The organism is Paenarthrobacter sp. NPDC089322 (assembly GCF_040684895.1).
Taxonomy (GTDB): domain Bacteria; phylum Actinomycetota; class Actinomycetes; order Actinomycetales; family Micrococcaceae; genus Arthrobacter.
This window is the reverse complement of sequence record NZ_JBFBGW010000014.1, coordinates 14,782-35,176: the sequence shown is the minus strand read 5'-3', so window position 1 is coordinate 35,176 and position 20,395 is coordinate 14,782. Positions and strand designations below refer to the sequence as shown.

The window sequence follows — 20,395 nt, the reverse complement described above, 5'->3', positions numbered from 1 at the left end:
AGCAAGGTTAGACCTGTTTGAGGGCCTTCTCCAGATCCGAAATGAGGTCGTCCACGTCCTCGAGACCAACAGACAAACGGACCACGCCATCAGTCAGGCCAATCGCCGCACGACCCTCCGGACCCATAGCCCGGTGAGTGGTGGTAGCGGGGTGGGTGATGAGGGACTTGGAGTCGCCCAGGTTGTTGGAGATGTCGATGACACCCAGTCCATCCAGCAAGGCAAACGCCGCCTCTTTGGCAGTGCGGCCAGCCGACGGCGAGAGTTCGAACGTCAGGACGGTGCCACCGGCCTTCATTTGCTTGGTGGCAAGCTCGTACTGCGGGTGCGACTTCAGCAGCGGGTACTTGACCCAGCTGATGGCTGGCTGCTGCTCCAGCCATTCCGCGATCTTCAACGCAGAGGCCGAGCTATGGTTCACGCGCAGCCCGATCGTCTCCAGGCCCTTGGTCAACACCCACGCATTGAAGGCCGAGAGGGAAGGACCTGTGTGGCGCATGAGCTGTTTGACCGGACCGTCGATGTATTCCTTGGTTCCAAGGATCGCTCCGCCCATGACACGGCCCTGGCCGTCAATGTGCTTGGTGCCGGAGTAGACGATCACGTCCGCGCCCAGCTCGCCGCAACGCTGCAGCAGCGGAGTGGCAAAGACATTGTCGACGACGACAGTCGCTCCCGCAGCATGCGCGAGGTCGCTGACGGCTTGGATATCGACGATTTCCTGCATCGGGTTGGATGGTGATTCGAAGAAGACAGCGGTGGTCGGCCGGGAGAGGGCGTCGCGCCACTGGTCCAGGTCCGGACCATCAACGAAGACCGTTTCAACGCCCCAGCGCGGCAGGATCTCGTTGAGGATCACAAAGCATGAACCGAACAGGGAGCGGGCCGCCACCACGCGGTCACCGGCAGCCAGCAAGGCACCCAAGGCGGTGAACACCGCGGACATGCCGGACGCCGTCGCAAAGCACGCTTCGGTTCCTTCGAGCAGGCGCAGCCGCTCTTGGAAGGTAGCTACCGACGGGTTGCCGTAGCGTGAGTAGACGAAGCGCTCGTCTTCGCCGGTGAAGGCGCGTTCTGCAGCTGCGGCGGATTCGTAAACGAAGCCGGAGTTCAGGAAGACAGGCTCGGCCGTTTCCTGGAAATTGGTACGGTCAAGTCCGCCACGGACTGCCTGGGTGTCAGGGCTCCAGCCGGCGGCGTCGGGATTGAAAGTCACTTAGTCGGTCCCCAGGTTCGTCGGCAGGCCACGGTTCTTCCAGCCATTCACGGTGCGTTCGCCGTAACGGTCCGGCTCACCTTCAAAGCCTTCAAGCACGTTGTAGGACGTGAAGCCGGCTTGGGTTGCTGCGATGGCGGCAGAGATGGAGCGCTGGCCGGAGCGGCAGATGAACACGAGTTCAACGCCGTCGCCCTCGGGAGCCTGCTGCTGCAGGTCCTCGAGGAAGCGGGAGTTCGGGATGCCGCCGGCGAGGTTCCACTGGATGAACAGGGGATCGTTTTCCGTGGCCTTGGTATCGGGGATGCCGATGTGGGCCCACTCGCCCTCGGTGCGCACGTCCACCAGGATGGCGCCCTCTTCAAGCTTTGCCCACGCGTCGTGCGGGGTCAGGTCACCTGCGTAGCTCATGCGTGTCCCTCGAATGCTTCCTCGTCCTCGTAGTTCTCCAGCTGGTCCACAGCGCTCGCGACTGCGGCATCCGCGCTGGCGATGGCAGTGGGCAGCACGACCGCCTGAGCCACGATCACGTCAGTGCCGTTGAACGTCGCTGACGGGCTGCCGTGCAGTACGTAGCCTTCGGCGAGGGCGTTGCTGATGCGCTCGCAGAAGTCGCGGGTATCTGGGCCGGTAATCAGGCGGTAGGAGAGTTTTTCTTCAGTGGGTTCAGGCATTGGGCGGTGCTCCTCAGTCACGCTTGCAGTTCGAAGTGTCGAATACGCCGAGTAGTCACCTGAGGCACCCCGCCGGAGAGAGGGTTGCCGACCAGCAAGTCAGGGCTTAACGCTGGTGCTCATTACTCAAGAAAAACGTAACATCCACGGGCGCGGCGCCGCATTTGTTGCAGTGCCGGTGGGCGTCATCTTGCGTAACGGCGGCTACTGTGACTGCTGGTTCCGGAGGTCCCGGACGGCCGCGCCCACGGTGGAATAGAAATGGTCCGGCGTGAACCGGGCGGCCGTGCCCAGATGGACCAGCTTGTCCTTGACGGGCCCTTTCAGCTCAGCGAAAACCAAGTCGACACCCCGACGGGCAAGCCACTCGTCCAACGTCACAAGGTCATCCAGTGCCGTGGTGTCGATGCCCGTGATGGGTTCGGCCGCGAGGATCACATGCGTGACGTGGTCCTCGGCCTCATCCAGTTCTTCCCGGACAAAGCCCGCCAGGACCTGGCCGTTGCCGAAGAACAAGGGAGCGTCGAACCGGAGGATCAGGAGGCCCGGGATGCGTGCGCCCTCGGGATGGCGGGTGAGGTCGTGGTAGCCCGGCCGGCCTTCCTGCCCACCCAGTTCCGTCCGGTAGGGATTCCAGGCCCGCCGGACAAAGTCGAGCAGCGCCAGGGCAATGGCCACCAGGATTCCCTGCAGCACACCCACCAGGAGCACCCCGAGGAACGCCGCAAGCATCACCACGGACTCGCTGCGGCTCAGGCGCAGCAATCGGCGGACCCCAGCCGGGTCGGCAAGGGCAATGGCCGCGGCGATCACCACGGCGGCCAGCGTTGCGGAGGGCAGATACTCGGTCACCCCCGGTGCCAGCAGCATGAAGGCCAGGACCAGGGCCGCTCCGACGGCGCCCGTGAGTTGCGATTTTGCGCCCGCGTCCACGGCAACTGGAGTCCGCGAACTGCTCCCGCAGATCGGGAAACCGCCAAGGAATCCGGTGGCGGCGTTGGCGGCGCCCAGAGCGGCCATTTCCCGGTTTCCGGACACCCTCTTTCCTTCCTTGGCAGCCAGCGATTGGGACAGGACGCCGGTGTCCGCAAACGCCATCAGGGCAATGCCTGCTGCTGGCGGGACCAAAGCAAGGGCATCGGCCCAGCTGATTCCGTCCAGTGCCGGCGCCGGAAGTCCCTGCGGCAGCGCCCCGGTGACCTTGACGTCGTCGTTCAATCCCCACAGGGCCGTAGCCAGGCAGGAGGCCACCACTGCCAGCAACACCCCGGGCACTTTCCATTTCAGGAGGCGCGGGATCCAGATCAACGCCAGCGATCCCAGCCCCAAAGCCACGGCGATGTAGTTGGTGCCGCCGTCGACCACCGATGTGAAGGCCTTGCCGAGTTTCTCCCAGATCGATCCGTCGCCGGCCTCGATGCCAAGGAACGCCGGCAGTTGCGACAGGCCAACGTACACGGCAAGGCCGTTGAGGTACCCGAGCCTGATGGGTTTGGACAGCAACCCGGTGATGGTTCCCAGGCGCAGCGCAGCACCTAGGAGCATGATGACGCCAACCAATATGGCCAGGAGCCCGGCCAGTGCCACCGACTTCTCCCCGCCGCCCACGGCGAGCGGCATGATCGCTGCCGCGATCAGCGGTGCCAAAGCCGAGTCCGGGCCGAGAACCAGGATCCTGGACGGCCCGACGACGGCGTACACCAGCAACGGAACAACAGTCGCGTAGAGCCCGGTGACGGGAGGGAGTCCCGCGGCCTGCGCGTAGGCCATGCCTGCCGGAACCAGCAAGGCGAACAAGGCGGCGCCCGCCACAAGATCGTGCCGCAGCCACTCCCGCTTGTATCCCTTGAGGGCCCAGGCGCTGCGCAGTTTGTCGAGGGAGGTTCGGACTGCCGGGGGCGCACTCATACAGCGATCATTCCGGACCTAAGCGGAATGGGGAACCCGGACGGTGGCCTGGCCCCTCCAAATATGACGCTGCGGGAGCATAATTGACGCAGTACGACCCCCTGTAACTTCGCATGAAATCAGGTCGCGGTGATCGGACAAAGCGGTTCTACACTCAAGCCCATGCTGCATTTCGGATGGTTCGTGGGCCACGGCTTCGGGGTCCAGGGGTGGGGGACTCCCGGCTACAGCCTGGGCTACGACTGGAAGAAGCCTGCCCTCTACCAGGAGGCCGTGCGGGCGTTCGAACAATCGGGCCTGGACCTGTTCATCATCGAGGATTCACTGACTGTCCCGGACACATACGGCGGCACGGCCGAGGTCTCGCTGGCGCATGCGTCCTTCGCGCCCAAGCACGATCCGCTGGCGTTGGTCCCGTACCTCCTTTCGGCCACGGAGCACCTCGGGATCGTGCCGACGGTCAGCGCCTCCTTCTATCCGCCCTTCACGGCGGCACGCCTGCTGGCCACATTGCAGCACTTCTCCGACGGACAGTTGGGGTGGAACGTGGTCACCTCCGGCAGCGACCTTGCCGCCCAGAATTACGGCCTGGACCAGCAGATCGAACACGACCTCCGCTACGAGAAGGCCGAGGAATTCGTCGACGTCGTCAGGCGGCTTTGGCGGAGCTGGGAACCTGACGCTGTGCTGGAGGACGTTTCCGCCGGCGTTTTTGCCGATCACCGGAAGGTGCACCCGATCAACCACGAGGGTGACTTCTTCAAAGTCCGGGGACCGTTGAACACTGCACCTTTGCCCGAGGAACCAGTCCTGGTGCAGGCCGGTGCCTCACCGCGTGGCAAGGCATTTGCGGGCGGCCACGCCGATGTGGCGATTGCGTTGGCACGTGGTGTGGACGGTATGAAGGCCTACCGGGATTCGATCCGGGACGAGGCGGCGAAGGCCGGCAGGAATCCTGACGACATCAAGGTGCTGTTCGTCCTGAAGCCCACGGTGGTTGGTTCTGCTGCAGAGGCCGAAGAGCTGCGGGCCCAACGGCGGGAGCTCACACAGCGGGATATCGACAGCCAACTCAACTCCATCTCCTATTTGTCCGTGATCGACTTCAAGCAATTCGACCTCGACGCACCACTGCCGGAGTTGAGCACCAACAGTAACCAAGGCACTCTGGAACACTTCGCCAAAGCGGCCCCGCCCGGTTCCACCCTCCGCCAGATCCTGCAGGCCCGCAGCGGCGGCGCCGGCGATTCGATCATTGGCACGGTGAGCGAGATCGCCGACTACCTGGAGGAGACAGGCGAGGCCGTGGGCGGGGACGGCTTCCTGTTCTCGGGTTTCGTGGATCCTGTCACGGTACACGGCGTGCTGGACAAGCTCACGCCCGAGCTGCGGAGGCGCGGGCTGTTGAGGACGAGTTACGGCAACGGCGGGTTCCGGCAGAACCTGCTGGACTTTTGACGATGACCGAGGACTCCAGGACGTTGGTGATCGGCACCTCGCATGTCCACCCCCGCGAGGTGGCCCTCGTGGCCCTGGACCCACTGTTTCACGTGGAACTCAACCATGATGCGTTGACTTTGATCGGCCGATCACGGGAGGTCGTGGAGCGGGCGGCTGCTTCCGGGCAAAGGGTGTACGGGCTCAACACGCTGCTGGGCTCCGGCCGGGACACGGTTGTGGAGGAGAAGGCCGTCCTCGCGTACCAGGTGCAGGTGGTCCGGTATCACAACAGCGGCGTAGGCGAGTATCTGGACAGGTCTTCCGCGCGTGCGGTCATCCTGGCGCGGCTCGTCGGCTTCAGCCGCGGCGGTTCCGGTGTCAGGCCGGAAACGGCGCGCTTCTACGCTGAGCTGCTGAACCGTGGTGTGTTCCCCGCAATCCCGCGCGAGGGTTCGGTGGGCTCGTCCGACCTCACCCAGCTCGCCGCCGTCGCCGCCGTTGCGATCGGCGAGGGAACAGCAATCGATGCGGCGGGAACCCTGGTGCCCGGCGCCAAAGCGCTCGCGGACGCCGGACTCCAACCACTTACCCTCGCACCCGGTGAGGCCCTTGCGTTGGTCAGCGCCAATGCGTATTCCGTAGGTTCCGGGACTCTCGCCTTGGTGAGGCTGCAGCAGGTGGCTGGCCTGGCCGACGTCGCGCTGTCCCTGTCGCTGGAGACCATCGCACGGTACGACGGCGGCGGGAACCTGAGTCCCTTTTCGGCGGCGATCCAGGCGGCCAAGGCGGTGGACGGCCAGCGGAAATCGGCCGCCGCTGTTCGCCGGCTGTTGAGCGGCGGGTGGCTGGAAGACGTTCGTCCCGAGGTATCTGTGCAGGACGCACTCTCATTCCGTGCCGCTCCGCAAACGCACGGGGCTTTCCGCTCCCTGGTGTCGCAGCTTGGCCTGGCGTTGGAGGTGGAACTCAACGGACGCGGCGACAACCCCTTGGCAGACGTTGAATCAGGACTCATGGTTTCCGGCGGGAACTTCCAGCCGATGCAACTGGCTCTTTTCTTCGAGGGACTGCGGCTGGCGTTGGCGCACGTGGGCATCTCCAGCGAACGCCGCATTGCCAAGCTATACCCGCCGCAGCGTGCCATCCGGGCCAAGCACTTGCAGGCTGCAGCTGATGGCCCGGGCGGGGAGGGCGGTCTGGTGGAGGAGGAGTTGCCCGGACTGCTCTGGTACTCCGCTGCCGGGCTGCTGGCCGAACTGAAGTTCCTGGCCGCGCCTGCCACGCTGGGAGCACCCACTCTTTCGGCCGACGTCGAGGACCACTCGAGCCTGGCCCCGCTAGCTTTGCAGCAGCTCGAAAAGTCCTTGGACGCCGCTGAGAAGCTTTTGGCGATCGAAGCGCTGACGGCGTCCTTCCTGCTGCTCGAAGCGGGAGCCGCGAAACCGCTCGGAAAGGGGACTGCCGCCGTCGTGGGTCGACTCGCTGACTTGCTCGCGGACCGGCCGTCGGCACCTCAACTCGTCGAGCGGGCGCGGAGCGAATTACGGGAACTCGTGGACTCCGTGGAAAGCCAGGAAGGAGAGAAGGCGTGGTGAATACAGCGATACCTAAGCACGGTGCCGGGCCTTTGTTGCCCGCCGGCCTGGACGCCTCAGTCCTGGACAAAGTGGGAAACACGCCGCTGGTGAAGCTCGAAAACCTGGGCCGTGGACTGGGCAGCACCATCCACATCAAGCTTGAGTCGGAAAACCCCGGCGGGTCCATCAAGGACCGGACCGCCCTTAGCATGGTGAGGGCGGCGGAGAAGTCCGGAGAGCTGCAGCCGGGGGCCACAATCGTCGAGAGTACGTCGGGCAACACCGGGATAGGCCTGGCACTCATTGGCCTGCTGACCGGGCATCCCGTGGTAGTGGTCACCGGCGACACCATCTCGGAAGAGAAGCTCGCCGCGCTGCGGCAATATGGTGCCCGCGTGGTGGTGACGGACTGGAGCGCGCCGTCGGAGTCGCCGGAAAACGCGCGCGCCGTGGCGGCACGGATCACTGCGGAGACACCGGGCGCCTGGCGGCCCATGCAGTTCGACAACCCGGCCAACCCGGCCGCGCACTACACAACCACCGGGCCGGAAATCTGGGAGCACACCCGGGGGAAGCTCACCCACTTTGTGGCAGGGATCGGTACCGGTGGAACCATCAGCGGCAATGGCCGGTTCTTGAAGGAACGGGTGGCGGCCGAACGGCCTGGCGGGCATCTGGAAGTGGTAGGTGCCGACCCTTACGGTTCCGCCTACAGCGGGGGACACCCAGGAGAGATCCTGGTGGATGGCGTAGGCAACTCCTGGCCGGAGCCGGAATGGCCCAAGATCTTCGACCGCTCCATCGTGGACCGTTTCCTGCGCATCCCCAACGACGAGGTCTACACGACAGTCCACCGGCTCCTCGACGAGGAAGGGCTCGCACTGGGGCCATCATCCGGGCTCGCGGTCGCTGCTGCGGTGCGGGTGGCACGCGCGGCGCCGCACGGCTCGGTGGTGGTGGCCATAGCCCCCGACGCCGGCACGAACTACTTGAGCAAGGCCTTCAACCCGGTGTGGCTGGCGGAAAACGGCATCCGCCTCGCCGCCGACTCCGTCCCCGGCGAGTAACCCTCTCTCACTGTTGGCCGGGTTTGTGGGGACGCTCTCTCACTGTTGGCCGGGTTTGTGGGGACGCTCTCTCACTGTTGGCCGGGTTTGTGGGGACGCTCTCTCACTGTCCCTTGCGTTAGGCTCCAACCATGCCCGAACAGGATACAAAGCCGCGCCTCGCCGGATACTTGGACAAGCAGCAGCCCGACCTCTATGCAACCCTGAGCCACTATTCCCAGCAGCTCGTCGATGAAGCCGACCGTCTTGGCGTGCCGCGCCGGACACTGGAGCTCATCAACTATCTCGCCTCGCAGATCAATGGCTGTGCCTTCTGCCTGGATCTTCACCATCGCCGTGCCTTGAAGTACGGGGAAACAGAACAACGCCTGTCCCTCGTAGCCGTGTACAAGGAGGTTCAGCTGTTCGAGCCCGCCGAAGTCGTGGCCATGGAACTGGCAGAGCAGATCACCCGGATGAGCACATCCCGGCCCAGCCCGGAGCTCTTCGAGCGGGCCCGGCGACACTACAGCGACGAGCAGATCAGCGTCCTGTGCATGGCAGCCATCGGAATCAACGCTTTCAACAGGCTCTCCATTCTGAGCGAGCACCCGGTGCGTGCGGCGAAGAAATAGCCCCACCACGAAGAGGGTGTGCCTCCACGACCCTCTTTGGAATGAAGTCAGCCCTTGTGCAACCGGATGAGGTTGCACAAGGGCTGTTTGGTGTTCAAAGCAGGTCAGGAAGCCACGGCTAAAAACCTAGGAAGCGGCAGCAATCTTGGACCGGCGTCCGTACTTGAAATAGAAGAACGCGTAGCAGGCCCCCACGAACGGGATGCCAAACAACAGCGCTGCCACCTGGTTCGGGTCGAACGCAATGCCTATCAGGGACACCACACACAGGGCGAACGCCAGGATCGGAACCAGCGGGAAGAACGGCGCCTTGTAGGGGAGCGTGCTGAGGTCTCCACCGTTCTTCACAAATGTCCGCCTATAGACAAAGTGCGATGCCACGATGGACATCCACACGCCCACGGTAGCGAAACCCGCGATGGAAACGAGCACCAGGTACACGGTGGCCGGTGCCACGATGCTGCTAACAAGGGATGCCAGGCCGCCGAGCATGCTCACGCACAGGGCAATCATCGGGATGCCTCGTTTGGTGAGTTTCTTGAAGGCCTTGGGGGCGTGGCCCTCGTCGGCGAGCGAAAAGAGCATGCGAGCACAGGAAAAGAGTCCGCAGTTTCCGGCCGACAGCAGCGCCGTGATGATCACGAAGTTCATGATGTCCGCGGCAAACGGAATGCCGAGCATGGAGAAGACGGTGACGAACGGGCTCTCGTCCACGCTGACTTTCTCGTACGGGATGGTTGCTGCGATGACGGTAATGGCGCCAACGAAGAAGATCATGAGCCGGATGACGGTGGTCCGCATGGCCTTGGGGATGTTGGCGCCCGGGTTGGCCGTTTCACCGGCTGCGACGCCGATCAGCTCGGAACCTGAGAACGCGTAGAAGACTGCAAGGCAGGTGACAAAGACGCCCGTGAACCCGTTGGGGAAGAGTCCTTGGTCGGTGGAGAAGTTTTCGGTCAAGGACGGGTAGCCGCCTTCCGCCAGCGGGTGGAAGCCCAGCAGTGCGGCGCCGCCCAGGATGATCAGGCCGACGACGGCGGCGACCTTGATCAGCGCGAACCAGAACTCTGATTCGCCAAAGACGCGCGATGAAATCGCGTTGAGCGTGAACAGGACGGTGGCGAAAACGAAACACCAGACCCAGACGTCCACGCCCGGGAACCACCGTTGCATCAGCAGGCCGGCAGCTGTGAACTCCGAGCCCAGGGCTACCGCCCAGCACAGCCAGTAGAGCCAGGCTGTTGCGAAGCCTGTGGCAGGTCCTATGGTCCGGGCTGCATAAATGTGGAATGCGCCTGACACGGGGAACGCAACGGCGAGTTCCCCGAGGCATGCCATGACCAGGTAGACCACCACGGCCCCGATGAGGAACGCGATGACTGCGCCCAAGGGGCCGGCTGTAGCAATGGTGTAGCCCGAGCTAACGAACAGGCCGGAACCAATGACGCCGCCCATCGCGATCATCACCAGGTGCCGGGCCTCCATGGAACGGCGAAGCCCTGTCTGCGAGGCGGCTGCTCCAGGCAGGACCTCGGTTGCCGATGCCTCGGCTGTAGTTGGGGAGCTGTGTCCCATATTCCCTCCGGGAAGTAGACAACAAAGTCTGAGAAGAATGCGTGAAGAGGAGTGATCCAACTAACACGAGAACAAGATTCATCACATGACGAACCTCCAATTCAAGGAGGATAAGAAACGCGATTGAACCTCTTGAGCACTCTTGGCTGAGACAAAGATTTGCTAATCAATGAGTCACGCGAGCAATTACTCTACTGGTGATCTGCTAAGTTCCTTGCGGGGCTTCGTAGATGCCTCAGCGGAGCCCGGTGTTACTCGATTCCGGCAAACAACTCATTGAGTTCCGCCGTGAGCTGCTTCCTTACGGCGGGCGTGCCGATCTCGTGGCCGTTGATGTGGTTGACAGGAGCAATCAGCCGGATACTCGAGATCAGCCACACCGCGTCAGCATCGAAGAGATCCTGTGGAACGAGCGGTCCGTATCCGAGCTCCCAGCCGGCAGCCTTGGCCGCGGCAAACAGGGCACCCTGCGACGTACCGGGAAGGATTCCGCTGTCATGCTGCGGCGTGATCAGGCGGCGAACAGTCTTGACGGAACCGTCGCCGTCGTCGACGGTTTCAAGGTGCGCCAGCAGCACGGTGGACGTCGGCCCCTCAAGGACCCTTCCATCGCTCGAGGTGAAGATGGCGTCATCGGCACCTTGCTTGTGCGCGTAGCGCAGCGCCGCCATGTTGACGGCATAGGACAGCGTCTTGGCGCCCAGTAGCAGCCACGGAGCGCGCTCGCCGGCGTCGGTGTCAAAGCCGCGGTCCAGAAGCACGACGTCGATACCCGTCTCACGCTGGCGGCGACTGCCCGCGGGTGAGGGCGAAGCCTGTACCCAGCATGTGGGGCTCGCGGCGCCTTCCACACCGCGGGTCACCAGCAGTTTGACGACGACTTCGTCGTCTTCCGGCGTCGGAGCGGGGTGTGAGCTGCGGAACTCAGCGATAGCCGTATCGATGGCCCTGCGCCACGCGTCCTGTTCCGGGATGGCGAGGTCCAGCGCAGCCGCCGAGCTGCCCAGGCGGTTCAAATGTGCCTGCACTTTCCGCGGACGCCCTTGAACCGCAAGAAGCGACTCGAACACGCCGTCGCCGCGCGTGGCACCGAGGTCCGTTGCCATGAGTTGGGGCTGGCTGGAATCAGCAACACGTCCGTTTTCGAAAGCCGGGTCCAGGAAAACGAGGACCGTTGGGGCAGGTGAAGTCATGTTCCCAGCTTAGTGGCGCCCAACAGGGGCATTTCTGCCGGTTAGGCTGTCATCAACGTTAGTTCTTGGACCGTGGGGGTTTGTCGAGTGCTTTTTCCGTTTCCGCTAGGCCTGGAATGGACTTGGCTGCTGGGGGCCTGGGCCATTGCGGAAGTCATTATGCGCATAGTGCTCCTGGGGATCATCCCCGGCAACCGCCGCCCTACAACAGCCATGGCCTGGCTTCTTGCGGTTTTCCTCATTCCCTCGGTGGGGTTCGTCCTGTTCCTGCTCTTCGGCAACTTCCGCTTGTCCAAGCGCAGGCGCGAGCAGCAAGAGGAGGTCAATGCCCGCGTCCGGGCTGTGACGTCCGACCTGGCTGATCCCGTGAGCGCGTACTCCGGACCGGAATGGGTGAGGTCCGCGGGGGAGCTCAACCACCGGCTTGGTTCGTTGCCCATGGTCGATGGCAACAAGGTGGAACTGATCCCCGGGTACGAGGAGTCCCTCAAAGCCATGGCTGAAGCGGTGAGGGGTGCCAAGGAGTACGTCAACGCCGAGTTCTACATCATGAGCAGCGACTCTGTCACTGATGAACTGCTGACCGAGCTCGAGAACGCCGCCGAACGCGGAGTCACGGTGCGACTGCTCTTCGACCACATCGGAACCCTGCGCATCAAGGGGTACCGCCGCCTCGTCCGCAGGCTCAAAGCAGGCAAGATCCAATGGAAACGCATGCTCCCGCTGCTGCCGATCCACGGGCAATGGCGGCGACCTGACCTCAGGAACCACCGGAAAATCCTGGTGATCGACGGGGTGCTGGCCTTCACCGGCTCCCAGAACCTGATCGAGCCTTCCTACAACAACCCCAAGCACCGCCGCGCCGGCCGGAAATGGGTTGAGCTCATGGCACGGCTTGAAGGGCCGATCGTGCCCACCCTCAACGTGGTCTTCGCGACGGACTGGCTTAGCGAAACCGACGAGTCACTTGAAGGCCAACTCCGCCTGCCGTCCCAGCCTCCACCCGGCCATGTCACAGCCCAGGTGGTGCCCAGCGGCCCCGGATTTGCCACTGAGAACAACCTTCGCCTGTTCAATACGCTGATTTACTCCGCCCAGCGGCGGATCTCCATCTGCAGCCCGTACTTCGTGCCGGACGACTCCCTGCTCTATGCCATCACCACCGCCGCCCAGCGAGGGGTGGACGTGGAACTGTTCGTCTCGGAGAAGGGCGACCAATTCCTGGTGCACCACGCCCAACGCTCCTATTACGAGGCCCTCCTGGGCGCGGGCGTTCGCATCTATCTGTACCGGGCCCCGTATGTCCTCCATGCCAAGCATTTCACCATCGACGACGAAGTGGCCGTGCTCGGTTCCAGCAACATGGACATGCGCTCCTTCTCCTTGAACATGGAGGTTTCGGTGATGCTGTTGGGCGCCGAAACCGTGAACCTGATGCGCGCCGTGGAGTCCACGTATCGCGAGGTATCCCGCGAGCTTACCCTCGACGACTGGGTGCACAGACCCCCTCTGGCCAAGTATGTGGATAACGTGGCGCGGTTGACCGCCACCCTCCAATAATCAGGCGGGGAAGTCGGCTCCAAGGGTGGACAGCACACCGAAGGCCTTGGTGCGGATCTCTTCGTATTCGTCGTCGGCAACCGAGTCAGCCGTAATGGCTCCGCCGACCCCAAGGCTTAGCGTCCGTCCGCGTCGACCACCGGGGTTAACCACCAGCGTGCGGATGACGACCGCGAGATCCGTTGCCGCGTTCAGCGAAAAGTAACCCACCGCGCCGGAATAGATCCCACGCGGACCTGCCTCAAGCCGGTCCAGGATGTCCATGGTGCTGATTTTTGGGGCTCCCGTCATGGAGCCGGCAGGGAACGCAGCAGCCACGGCCTCGGCCCGCGGAGCACCCGGACGGAGCTGGGCGTCAACCGTGCTCACCATCTGGTGGACTGTGGCGTAGCTTTCAATCGCGCAGAGCCGGCTCACTGTGACAGAACCAGGAACGGCGTAATGGCTGAGGTCGTTCCGCAACAGGTCCACGATCATGATGTTCTCCGCGCGGTCCTTGAGCGACTCTTCAAGCTCATGACGCAAGCGGATGTCCTCACCGTCGTCCTTGGAGCGGCGGCGGGTGCCCTTGATCGGCTCGGCGCGCATGCCGCCGTCGGACAAGATACGAAGGAAACGCTCCGGTGACGTGCTGGCCACCGCCAGTTCGCCGAATCGCAGGTAACTGGCGAACGGAGCCGGGTTCCGGCGTCGAAGGTTAACGTAACTTTGCCAGGGATCCAGTCCGCTCGCGTCGGCTTCCAAAGTGGTGGTCAGGCAAACTTCGTAGGAGTTGCCCTCGCTGATTTCGTGTTGCGCGTCGGCGATCTTGCGCTTGTAGTCGGTGGCGCTGTCACGGCAGGTGAACTCGGGAACGGGACCGGACGCGGAAAACGCGGCAGGCGTCACGACGGCGGCCGTCGGGGGCGCGGTGGCAGCTTCCACGGCGGTTCGAGCCTCCTGGAACCAGGCGTCGGCGTCCGGCGCGTCCAAGGCGAGCAGCCATACGGCGCGCTCGCGATGATCCAGTACCAGCGCCCTGCCGGCGAAGAGGAGGGCGGCGTCGGGGGTGTCCGATCGGACGTCGTTGCCGCCGGTTTCGCGCTTGAGTTCGTAGCCCAGGTAACCCAGCCAGCCGAGCGTGAACTGGCCTTCGTAGCCTTCAGGTGCCCGGACGGCCCGCCTGCCCCACACGGAATCCAGCCAGCGGAAGAAGGGCCCGGACATCTGCACGGTGGCGCAGCCTGCCGTCAGTTGGGAAGTCCCCGCTGAATGGAGCACAGATTGACCGAACGTGCCGCCGTCGTCGGCCATGATGCTGAAGCGGCTGCGGGCGGCAGCCTGGGTGCCGCCGGTGATGGCCGTCGCAGAATTCGAGGAGTCGAGCCAGGCGGCGTTCGGTGCGGTCCCGTAGAGCCGCTGGAAGAGGGCCTCGGCATCAGGCGCGGCTTCGACCCGCTCGGATCGCAACTGAAGGCCGCGGCGTGAGCTGAGCTCGGGGGCCAAAACTGCTGCCAAGGACGGCAAGTAAGTCAGGGTGAGGAGGACGTCGTCCGGCGCGCTGCCATCGGCGCGGTTTTGCACGCTGATATCGGCTGCCCGCGCCACCGGATCCGCGGCGAGCCAGTCGTCCTCCTGGGCAGCCCAGGTGTCCCAGTACGGTTCGTAGGTGCTTCCGTCGCGCGCCAAGGCACGTCGACGACGGTCCTCGCCTGTTGCTTCAACCCATACGACTGCGTCGAGCATGGACCGGGCCGCTTCAGCGGCAGCGCCGACGCCTTCCACAATCACGATCTCCGCGGGCAGCGTGACGCGGGGTTCGCCGTCGTAATGCCGTTCCCAGTCCCAACTGGTCCACTCGGCCGCTTCGCCCTGGCTCAACGGCGTGAGAACAGTGGCGACGTACCGTTCGATGCCCGTGGCGAGGCCGTTCCAACCCGGGTAGATGTCCTCAAGGTGGAACAGCGAAACTTTGTGGTGCTCCCGCAAGCGGGCCGCCAACTCGACGGCCAGCGTGGTCTTGCCTGCGCCGGACCGCCCGTCTACAGCGATGATCACGGGTGCAGGGGTCATGACATAGAGGTTACCTGCTGAGGCTCGCGGGCTGGATTCAGCTCAATTCCGGCCTGTTCCGAGATGGCTTCCTTGACGTGCTGCACAATGCCGGGAATCGCAGCCTTGATGAGGGTCCACGTGTTGTCGAAGTCCGTGTGTCCGCCGTACCAAGGGTCTTCGATGCCCTGATCCAGGGAGCTCCGGCCGGCCATCCGGGGATCGAAGCTGCGCAGCATCTTGACCTTGGCAAGGGATTCCCGGTCCGGAGCGCCTTCCTGAAGCCAGCCGAAGTGGTCGACGTCGAGGGCAAGGATCAGGTCACGCTCGGCGAACCATTCCCGACGCCATTCGCGGGCGACATGGTCCTCGGAAGCGATGTGGTGTGCTGTGAGTTTGCGGGCTGCCCGGGGGTCGATGGGGTGCCCGACTTCGTACGCCGTGGTGCCCGCTGAGTCGACGTCAACGAGCTCGCCGAGTCCTTCCGCTGCGAAGGCTTCGGTCAGCATAAGTGCCGCCATGGGGGAGCGGCAGATGTTTCCCGTGCAGACCGTGATGATGCGGTATGGGCTCGTCTTTGAGTACATGCAGCAAGCATGGTTGATGGCACCCCTTCTTGGCTAGGGGGACACTTCACAAGTAAGTCACTTTTGGTGTCAAAGCTGTCACAGGGTAGTGGGGCGCTGCGGCCATTGGGCTGCTTTAGCTGGCTGCGGGGGCTTTCCCGCTTTGGGACTTGGCAGCCGACGCGGCCTCGGCGGCAAGCGCTTTGGCGGCCAGATATACGGTGCGTACGACGGCGGCGCGTCGCCTTTGTGCGCGGCCTGGCGCCGAGCCGGCCATGAGTCCGTCGAGGGCGGGCAGGACCGGGGCGGCATCGCACAGACTCACGATGGTGATGAGCAGATCTCCGGCATCCTCCCTGGACACTCCGGGGAGCGCGGCAAGGGTGCTGTTGACCTTGGAGGCGCAGTTGGCCATCCGCTTGGGGAGGCCCACCACTTCGGTGCCGCGTTCCAGGCCTTCCCAGAAGAGCAGTCGGGGTGCCGTGGCGTCTTTTTGGTGGTGGTCGAAGAGCCTCCCGGCATAGTCGGCCATGGCTTCGGGGCCGCTGCCTTCGATGGGAACCTCATCCATGAGGGAGGTCAAAGCAGCAACGATGACGGCGTCGAACAGTGCGTTCTTATTACCGAAGTACTGGTAGATCCGCTCTTTGTTGACGCCGGCCTCGGCTGCTATCCGATCGATGCGGGCGCCGGCGAGGCCACGCGCGCAGAACTCGGACGTAGCCGCCTCCAGCAGCAACGCCTTGGTCCGCTCTGTGTCCCATGCCATAGCTTCACTTTAGCATTTTCCAACTAAGTGGTTGTAATTGCTCCTGCAGGCGGTTACTGTGAGTTCAAGCCAATTACAACTATCTGGTTGGAGATGCCATGACCACGCAAGCTACTCCCGACATCGCTACCGCGGAAGCCGGAGCGCCCGCCGTCGTGCAGGCCCCCGCGTTCCCGCAGGCGACCGCCGTCGCGCAGGCAACCGCCGCCACCCCGCCCCGCCCACCCATGCCTTCCGTCCACGTTCGCGCTGTCATTACGTGGCTGGCGATCTTCCCGCTCGTTTCCATCGGCATGCTGGCTTTGGGTCCGCTCATGGATTCCTGGCACCCCGTGCTGCGGGCGCTCCTGCTGACGGCGTTGGTGGTTCCTGTGGCGGTGTATTTCGTAGTCCCCAAGCTCATGGCCGGCCACGGACACCTGGCCCGCAAGGCAGCGCAGCGTAACGCGCAACGGGCAGCCCGCAACTCCGATTTACCCAAGTAGGTCGCATTTGTGCGCGTTCTGGACGTCCAAAACGCGCACAAATGCGACCTAGTTGGGTGGGGAGGCTGGGTTAAGACGTGCGCGCAGCCTCCACCTCGGCGCTGTTCGCGTAGGCCGCTTGCGTGCCCTTCTTCGTCGCTGCCAACGCAGCGGCTACTGAGGCAAACGCGGCGGCTTCGGCCAGGGAATCACCCGCGGCCAGGCGTGCTGCGACGGCGCCCGTGAAGGCGTCGCCGGCTCCCGTAGTATCCACGGCTGAAACGCGCGTCGGGGCGATCCGGGTGAGCTGGTCCGCGGCTCCCCGGGCCAACGAATCCAACACCACCGAACCCTGCGAGCCAAGCGTCACGAGTACCCGTTGCATGCCGCGGTCGGCGAACTGGCTGCGGACCGGCTCCCACGCTGCGACATCCGCGTCCGCCGCGGGGATAACAGCTTCGCTGCCAAGGAACAGGGCGGCCTCGTGCGCGTTGACCAGCAGCACGTCAGTCAGTCCTGCCAGTAACCCGGGTACCTCAGAGTAAGGCGAGAGGTTCAGCAGGACTGTGGCTCCGGCGTCGTGCCCTGCCTGGGCGGCGGCAATCACCGTATCGATGCCCACTTCCAAGCAGAGGCAGACCACTGCGGCGTCCTGGAAAGCGGCGACGTCGACGTCGGCGGGCGAGAGAGTGCCGTTGGCGCCGGCGGAGATGATGATGCTGTTCTCGCCGTTCGCGTCGACGGAGATGACGGCGACGCCGGTGGCGGCGTCCGAGCGGCGGACGCGCGAGACGTCCACGCCGGCGTTGGCCGTCGACTCCAGGAGCATGGCGCCGTTGGGGTCATCGCCCACAGCACCGATCAGCGTCACGGCCCCGCCCAACTTGCTCGCAGCCACGGCCTGGTTGGCGCTCTTGCCGCCCGGGTTCACGGCAAAACCGTTGCCGTGAACGGTCTCGCCGGGCTGCGGGAGGCGCTCGGTGTAGATGGTCAGGTCCGCGTTGAGGGAACCCACGACGACGATCCCCGCCTTGGGTGCGCTGGTTTCAGTACTCATACGGTCACCTTTGCTTCCGAGGCCTCAGTAACTTCAGCGTCGACGGGCTTGGGGATCAACAGCGACGCCCCGAACGCAGCAAGCGTAATGGCGAGGCCCACCACCACGACCGTCAGGTACGACGCCTTGGCATCACCCAGCGACGACGTTGCCACCAGCACGGCGGGAAGGACCAGGAAGCTCAGTCCCGCGCCAAGGTTGAAGGCGCCCGCGTTCATTCCCGGCAGGAATCCGGGGTTTCCCTGCGGCGAGAGGACCACGCCGAGTCCGTTGAGCATGATGTTGACGGTACCGGCGTACATGATGCCCAGCAAGGCCGTTCCCGCAATCATCATGGGCAGGTTGTTGAGGCCGAAGAACGCGATGATGGCTAAGGAAACCAAGCTGCCGACCAGGCCGATGCGCAGGACTTTGGTGTAGCCCAGGACGGGGGCGAGGCGGCCGCTGATCGGTCCGAACAGCCAGCCGAGGAGCGCGTACGGAGTAAGGATGATGAGCGACATCTCGGTGGGGCCAACGCCGAAACCGGGATCGGCGGCCTGGACGTATGCGGGAACAATGCCGTTGATCACTGCGAAAATGCCGGTCATGGTGAGGGTGGTGGTCAGCAGAGGAGCCCACGTGGAGCGCTGGCGCAGGTGCACGGTTTCCACCATGGGCTGCTTTGCCCGCTTCTCCACGGTCCAGAACGCCAAGAACGCGACGGCGGCGATCACCGTGAGGACGACGGCGAGCGTGAGGGTGCCGGCGTCGAAAGCGGTGGCAAGCTTTGCGCCCTCGTTCAGTGCGGTGAGCAGCGCGCCGACAGCGATCACGATGAAGAACACGCCCAGCCAGTCCATGGTGGTACCGGCGGCGGGCTTGCTCTCCCCTGCCAGAAGGGCGGTCAGGGCTGTGGCGATGACGGCCAGGGCGACCATGAGCCAGAAGATGCTGCGGAAGCCGAAGTTCTCTGCGAAGTAGCCGCCCACGAAGGAGTCAACGCCGGCCACGCCACCGTTCACGGCAGTGATCAGGCCCATGAGGGCACCGTACTTACGGTTGTTGGACACTGCGGAGCGAAGCATGATGAGGCAGAGCGGGACAGTGGGGCCGCTGACGCCCTGGATGATGCGGCCAACAAACAGCCACGTGACGTCCGGTGCCAGTGCGGCAATGACTGAGCCGACGGCCATGAGGAGCATCATGCCGAGGAGGATTTTCTTGCGGCCCACGATGTCGCTGAGGCGCGGTAGGAACAGCGAGAACAGCGCCGCGGCCGTAAAGAACCAGGTCTGGGACAGGCCGATGGTTGCCTGATCGGTTTGGAGTTCGTTGCCCATGGTGACCAGGGCCGGGCTGAGCATCGAGGCGTTGAGCTGGAAAGCCACGCAGGCTGCGAGCAGGGCGACCATGAGGGCGGTGACATTGCCCTTCGCTGTTGTTGCTGGGGTGGTCATTACTTTGCCTCTCCTGCCGCCACGGACTCGACCGCCACGGCTTCGGCAGCCTGGGTGACGTCGGCGTCCGTGACGTCGGAGTCCGCGACGTCGGCACTCGGTGACGGGCCGCCGTCGGGCTCTCCGATCCTCTCGATCGCGTCGGTGACCAAGTCCCAGAACTTCTTGTGGTCGAGGTCAACGGCCACGGAGGTGTGGCAATCCTCGGGTGCCGGGGCGCGGAAGTCGGCCACCGTCATGCCGAGCGTGAGCTTGCCTTGAAGTTCTATGTCCACGGGGACCCTGCGTGTGGTCATGACGGTGGGGTCGATGACGTAGGCGACGGCGCAGGGGTCGTGCACCGGCGGGAAGTCGAAGCCTTGCGCGTCTTTGTAGGTCTTCTTGAAGAACTCCATCAGTTCCAGGACAAATGTGGCGGGCTTGGTGCCGATCTTGGCGATACTCTGGACGACTTCGTCGGTGGCAAGGGCTTGATGCGTGAGGTCGAGGCCCACCATCACTACCGGCCACTTTTCGTTGAAGACGATGTGGGCGGCCTCAGGATCGATGATGATGTTGAATTCGGCCACGGCGCTCCAGTTGCCCACGTGGTACCCGCCGCCCATGAGGACGACTTCCTTGACGCGCTCAACGATCCGGGGTTCCTTGCGCGCGGCCATGGCGATGTTGGTCAACCCGCCGGTGGGAACCAAAGTGACGGTGCCAGGCTCATGCGCCATGACGGTTTCGATGATGAGGTCGACGGCGTGGCGCGGGTCCAGCTCGACTGTGGACTCGGGCTGCTCCGGGCCATCCATTCCGCTGTCGCCGTGGATGGTGGGGGCGGTTTCGATGGTACGGACCAACGGGCGGTCGCAACCTGCGGCGAACGGGACGCCCGTGATGCCGGCGATCGTGGCCACGGACAGCGCGTTGCGGGTGACCTTCTCGAGCGTTTGGTTTCCAACCACGGTGGTCACGGCCAACAGTTCGATGTCCGGGTTGCCGTGAGCCAGCAGCAAAGCCACAGCGTCGTCATGGCCGGGGTCGCAATCAAGAATGATCTTTTTGCGGGTGTTCGTTTCCACGTTCTCTCCACGTCATTGGGGCCTGTCCGGTTTTGTTGATGTCTCAGTTGCCGCGCCGGACAGGGCTGTCAGCATTCAGAGGAATCATGGCACCCGTTCGGGGACTGCGTCAAACGCTTAACGTGAAATACGTCAAGCGCTTGATGCCCTGGGCTGCGTGGGAGGTGTGCAACAAGGC

General features: G+C 64.1%; 18 protein-coding genes and 1 riboswitch. Of the genes, 6 read left to right on the top strand and 12 right to left on the bottom strand.

Annotated features, from left to right (window positions below; translation table 11 throughout):
• Positions 1–7: 7 nt before the first annotated feature.
• The 4 genes from AB0N65_RS14160 to AB0N65_RS14145 form a co-directional block, all read right to left on the bottom strand.
• Entirely contained in the window at positions 8–1,216 is a 1,209-nt protein-coding gene (locus AB0N65_RS14160; protein ID WP_364162586.1) for an O-succinylhomoserine sulfhydrylase, read from the bottom strand.
• Positions 1,217–1,627, bottom strand: a complete 411-nt coding sequence (locus AB0N65_RS14155) for a rhodanese-like domain-containing protein (RefSeq protein WP_364162583.1) — start codon at positions 1,625–1,627, stop codon at positions 1,217–1,219.
• Positions 1,624–1,890: a DUF1737 domain-containing protein gene (locus tag AB0N65_RS14150; RefSeq protein WP_364162580.1), complete on the bottom strand. Its 267-nt coding sequence runs from the start codon at positions 1,888–1,890 to the stop codon at positions 1,624–1,626. Before AB0N65_RS14150 ends, AB0N65_RS14155 begins: the two co-directional genes overlap by 4 nt.
• A 14-nt stretch (positions 1,891–1,904) precedes the next feature.
• Positions 1,905–2,017: riboswitch (SAM riboswitch) on the bottom strand.
• A 77-nt stretch (positions 2,018–2,094) separates the two neighbouring features.
• Complete coding sequence (locus AB0N65_RS14145; protein WP_364162577.1) at positions 2,095–3,798, bottom strand: SulP family inorganic anion transporter; 1,704 nt, start codon at positions 3,796–3,798, stop codon at positions 2,095–2,097.
• Positions 3,799–3,927: 129 nt separating this feature from the next.
• On the opposite strand from AB0N65_RS14145, the gene AB0N65_RS14140 reads away from it, so the two are divergent.
• The 4 genes from AB0N65_RS14140 (at position 3,928) to AB0N65_RS14125 (ending at position 8,496) form a co-directional block, all read left to right on the top strand.
• Positions 3,928–5,256, top strand: a complete 1,329-nt coding sequence (locus AB0N65_RS14140) for an NtaA/DmoA family FMN-dependent monooxygenase (RefSeq protein WP_364162574.1) — start codon at positions 3,928–3,930, stop codon at positions 5,254–5,256.
• A 2-nt stretch (positions 5,257–5,258) separates the two neighbouring features.
• A complete protein-coding gene (locus AB0N65_RS14135; RefSeq protein ID WP_364162572.1) occupies positions 5,259–6,833 on the top strand; it encodes an aromatic amino acid ammonia-lyase in 1,575 nt (524 codons plus the stop codon).
• Positions 6,827–7,882, top strand: a complete 1,056-nt coding sequence (locus AB0N65_RS14130; protein ID WP_364162569.1) for a cysteine synthase family protein — start codon at positions 6,827–6,829, stop codon at positions 7,880–7,882. The genes AB0N65_RS14135 and AB0N65_RS14130 overlap by 7 nt, the downstream gene beginning before the upstream one ends.
• Before the next feature lie 131 nt (positions 7,883–8,013).
• Positions 8,014–8,496 carry a carboxymuconolactone decarboxylase family protein gene (locus AB0N65_RS14125; RefSeq protein WP_364162566.1) on the top strand — a complete coding sequence of 161 codons (483 nt, stop codon included), beginning with the start codon at positions 8,014–8,016 and terminating at the stop codon, positions 8,494–8,496.
• A gap of 126 nt (positions 8,497–8,622) precedes the next feature.
• On the opposite strand, the gene AB0N65_RS14120 is transcribed toward AB0N65_RS14125, so the two are convergent.
• Both AB0N65_RS14120 and AB0N65_RS14115 read right to left on the bottom strand, forming a co-directional pair.
• On the bottom strand, positions 8,623–10,071 hold the full coding sequence (locus tag AB0N65_RS14120; protein ID WP_364162563.1) for an amino acid permease: 1,449 nt from the start codon (positions 10,069–10,071) through the stop codon (positions 8,623–8,625).
• A 251-nt stretch (positions 10,072–10,322) separates the two neighbouring features.
• Entirely contained in the window at positions 10,323–11,264 is a 942-nt protein-coding gene (locus AB0N65_RS14115; RefSeq protein ID WP_364162560.1) for an aminodeoxychorismate lyase, read from the bottom strand.
• Positions 11,265–11,351: 87 nt separating this feature from the next.
• Here AB0N65_RS14115 and cls point away from each other — a divergent pair, with 87 nt between their 5' ends.
• Complete coding sequence (gene cls / locus AB0N65_RS14110; protein WP_364162557.1) at positions 11,352–12,824, top strand: cardiolipin synthase; 1,473 nt, start codon at positions 11,352–11,354, stop codon at positions 12,822–12,824.
• Here the strand turns inward: cls and pabB are convergent, their stop codons facing one another.
• The 3 genes from pabB to AB0N65_RS14095 form a co-directional block, all read right to left on the bottom strand.
• On the bottom strand, positions 12,825–14,876 hold the full coding sequence (pabB, locus tag AB0N65_RS14105) for an aminodeoxychorismate synthase component I (protein WP_364162554.1): 2,052 nt from the start codon (positions 14,874–14,876) through the stop codon (positions 12,825–12,827).
• The gene (locus tag AB0N65_RS14100) at positions 14,873–15,442 is read right to left on the bottom strand and encodes a low molecular weight protein-tyrosine-phosphatase (RefSeq protein WP_364162551.1); all 570 of its coding nucleotides are present in this window, start codon (positions 15,440–15,442) and stop codon (positions 14,873–14,875) included. Before AB0N65_RS14100 ends, pabB begins: the two co-directional genes overlap by 4 nt.
• Before the next feature lie 115 nt (positions 15,443–15,557).
• Complete coding sequence (locus AB0N65_RS14095; RefSeq protein WP_364162548.1) at positions 15,558–16,190, bottom strand: TetR family transcriptional regulator; 633 nt, start codon at positions 16,188–16,190, stop codon at positions 15,558–15,560.
• 98 nt (positions 16,191–16,288) lie between these two features.
• Between AB0N65_RS14095 and AB0N65_RS14090 the strand changes: the two genes are divergently transcribed.
• A complete protein-coding gene (locus tag AB0N65_RS14090; RefSeq protein WP_364162545.1) occupies positions 16,289–16,675 on the top strand; it encodes a hypothetical protein in 387 nt (128 codons plus the stop codon).
• Positions 16,676–16,745: 70 nt separating this feature from the next.
• On the opposite strand, the gene AB0N65_RS14085 is transcribed toward AB0N65_RS14090, so the two are convergent.
• The 3 genes from AB0N65_RS14085 to AB0N65_RS14075 are packed head-to-tail and all read right to left on the bottom strand — an operon-like array spanning position 16,746 to position 20,217.
• A complete protein-coding gene (locus tag AB0N65_RS14085; RefSeq protein WP_364162542.1) occupies positions 16,746–17,711 on the bottom strand; it encodes a ribokinase in 966 nt (321 codons plus the stop codon).
• The gene (locus tag AB0N65_RS14080) at positions 17,708–19,150 is read right to left on the bottom strand and encodes an MFS transporter (protein WP_364162539.1); all 1,443 of its coding nucleotides are present in this window, start codon (positions 19,148–19,150) and stop codon (positions 17,708–17,710) included. The genes AB0N65_RS14085 and AB0N65_RS14080 overlap by 4 nt, the downstream gene beginning before the upstream one ends.
• Entirely contained in the window at positions 19,150–20,217 is a 1,068-nt protein-coding gene (locus tag AB0N65_RS14075) for a nucleoside hydrolase (protein ID WP_364162536.1), read from the bottom strand. The genes AB0N65_RS14080 and AB0N65_RS14075 overlap by 1 nt, the downstream gene beginning before the upstream one ends.
• Between the last annotated feature and the right edge of the window lie 178 nt (positions 20,218–20,395).

Coding starts and splice junctions, on each gene's coding strand:
- AB0N65_RS14155 (WP_364162583.1), bottom strand. CDS start 1,627: ATGAGCTACGCAGGTGACCTGACCCCGCACGACGCGTGGGCAAAGCTT.
- AB0N65_RS14150 (WP_364162580.1), bottom strand. CDS start 1,890: ATGCCTGAACCCACTGAAGAAAAACTCTCCTACCGCCTGATTACCGGC.
- AB0N65_RS14145 (WP_364162577.1), bottom strand. CDS start 3,798: ATGAGTGCGCCCCCGGCAGTCCGAACCTCCCTCGACAAACTGCGCAGC.
- AB0N65_RS14135 (WP_364162572.1), top strand. CDS start 5,259: ATGACCGAGGACTCCAGGACGTTGGTGATCGGCACCTCGCATGTCCAC.
- AB0N65_RS14125 (WP_364162566.1), top strand. CDS start 8,014: ATGCCCGAACAGGATACAAAGCCGCGCCTCGCCGGATACTTGGACAAG.
- AB0N65_RS14120 (WP_364162563.1), bottom strand. CDS start 10,071: ATGGGACACAGCTCCCCAACTACAGCCGAGGCATCGGCAACCGAGGTC.
- AB0N65_RS14115 (WP_364162560.1), bottom strand. CDS start 11,264: ATGACTTCACCTGCCCCAACGGTCCTCGTTTTCCTGGACCCGGCTTTC.
- pabB (WP_364162554.1), bottom strand. CDS start 14,876: ATGACCCCTGCACCCGTGATCATCGCTGTAGACGGGCGGTCCGGCGCA.
- AB0N65_RS14100 (WP_364162551.1), bottom strand. CDS start 15,442: ATGTACTCAAAGACGAGCCCATACCGCATCATCACGGTCTGCACGGGA.
- AB0N65_RS14095 (WP_364162548.1), bottom strand. CDS start 16,190: ATGGCATGGGACACAGAGCGGACCAAGGCGTTGCTGCTGGAGGCGGCT.
- AB0N65_RS14090 (WP_364162545.1), top strand. CDS start 16,289: ATGACCACGCAAGCTACTCCCGACATCGCTACCGCGGAAGCCGGAGCG.
- AB0N65_RS14085 (WP_364162542.1), bottom strand. CDS start 17,711: ATGAGTACTGAAACCAGCGCACCCAAGGCGGGGATCGTCGTCGTGGGT.
- AB0N65_RS14080 (WP_364162539.1), bottom strand. CDS start 19,150: ATGACCACCCCAGCAACAACAGCGAAGGGCAATGTCACCGCCCTCATG.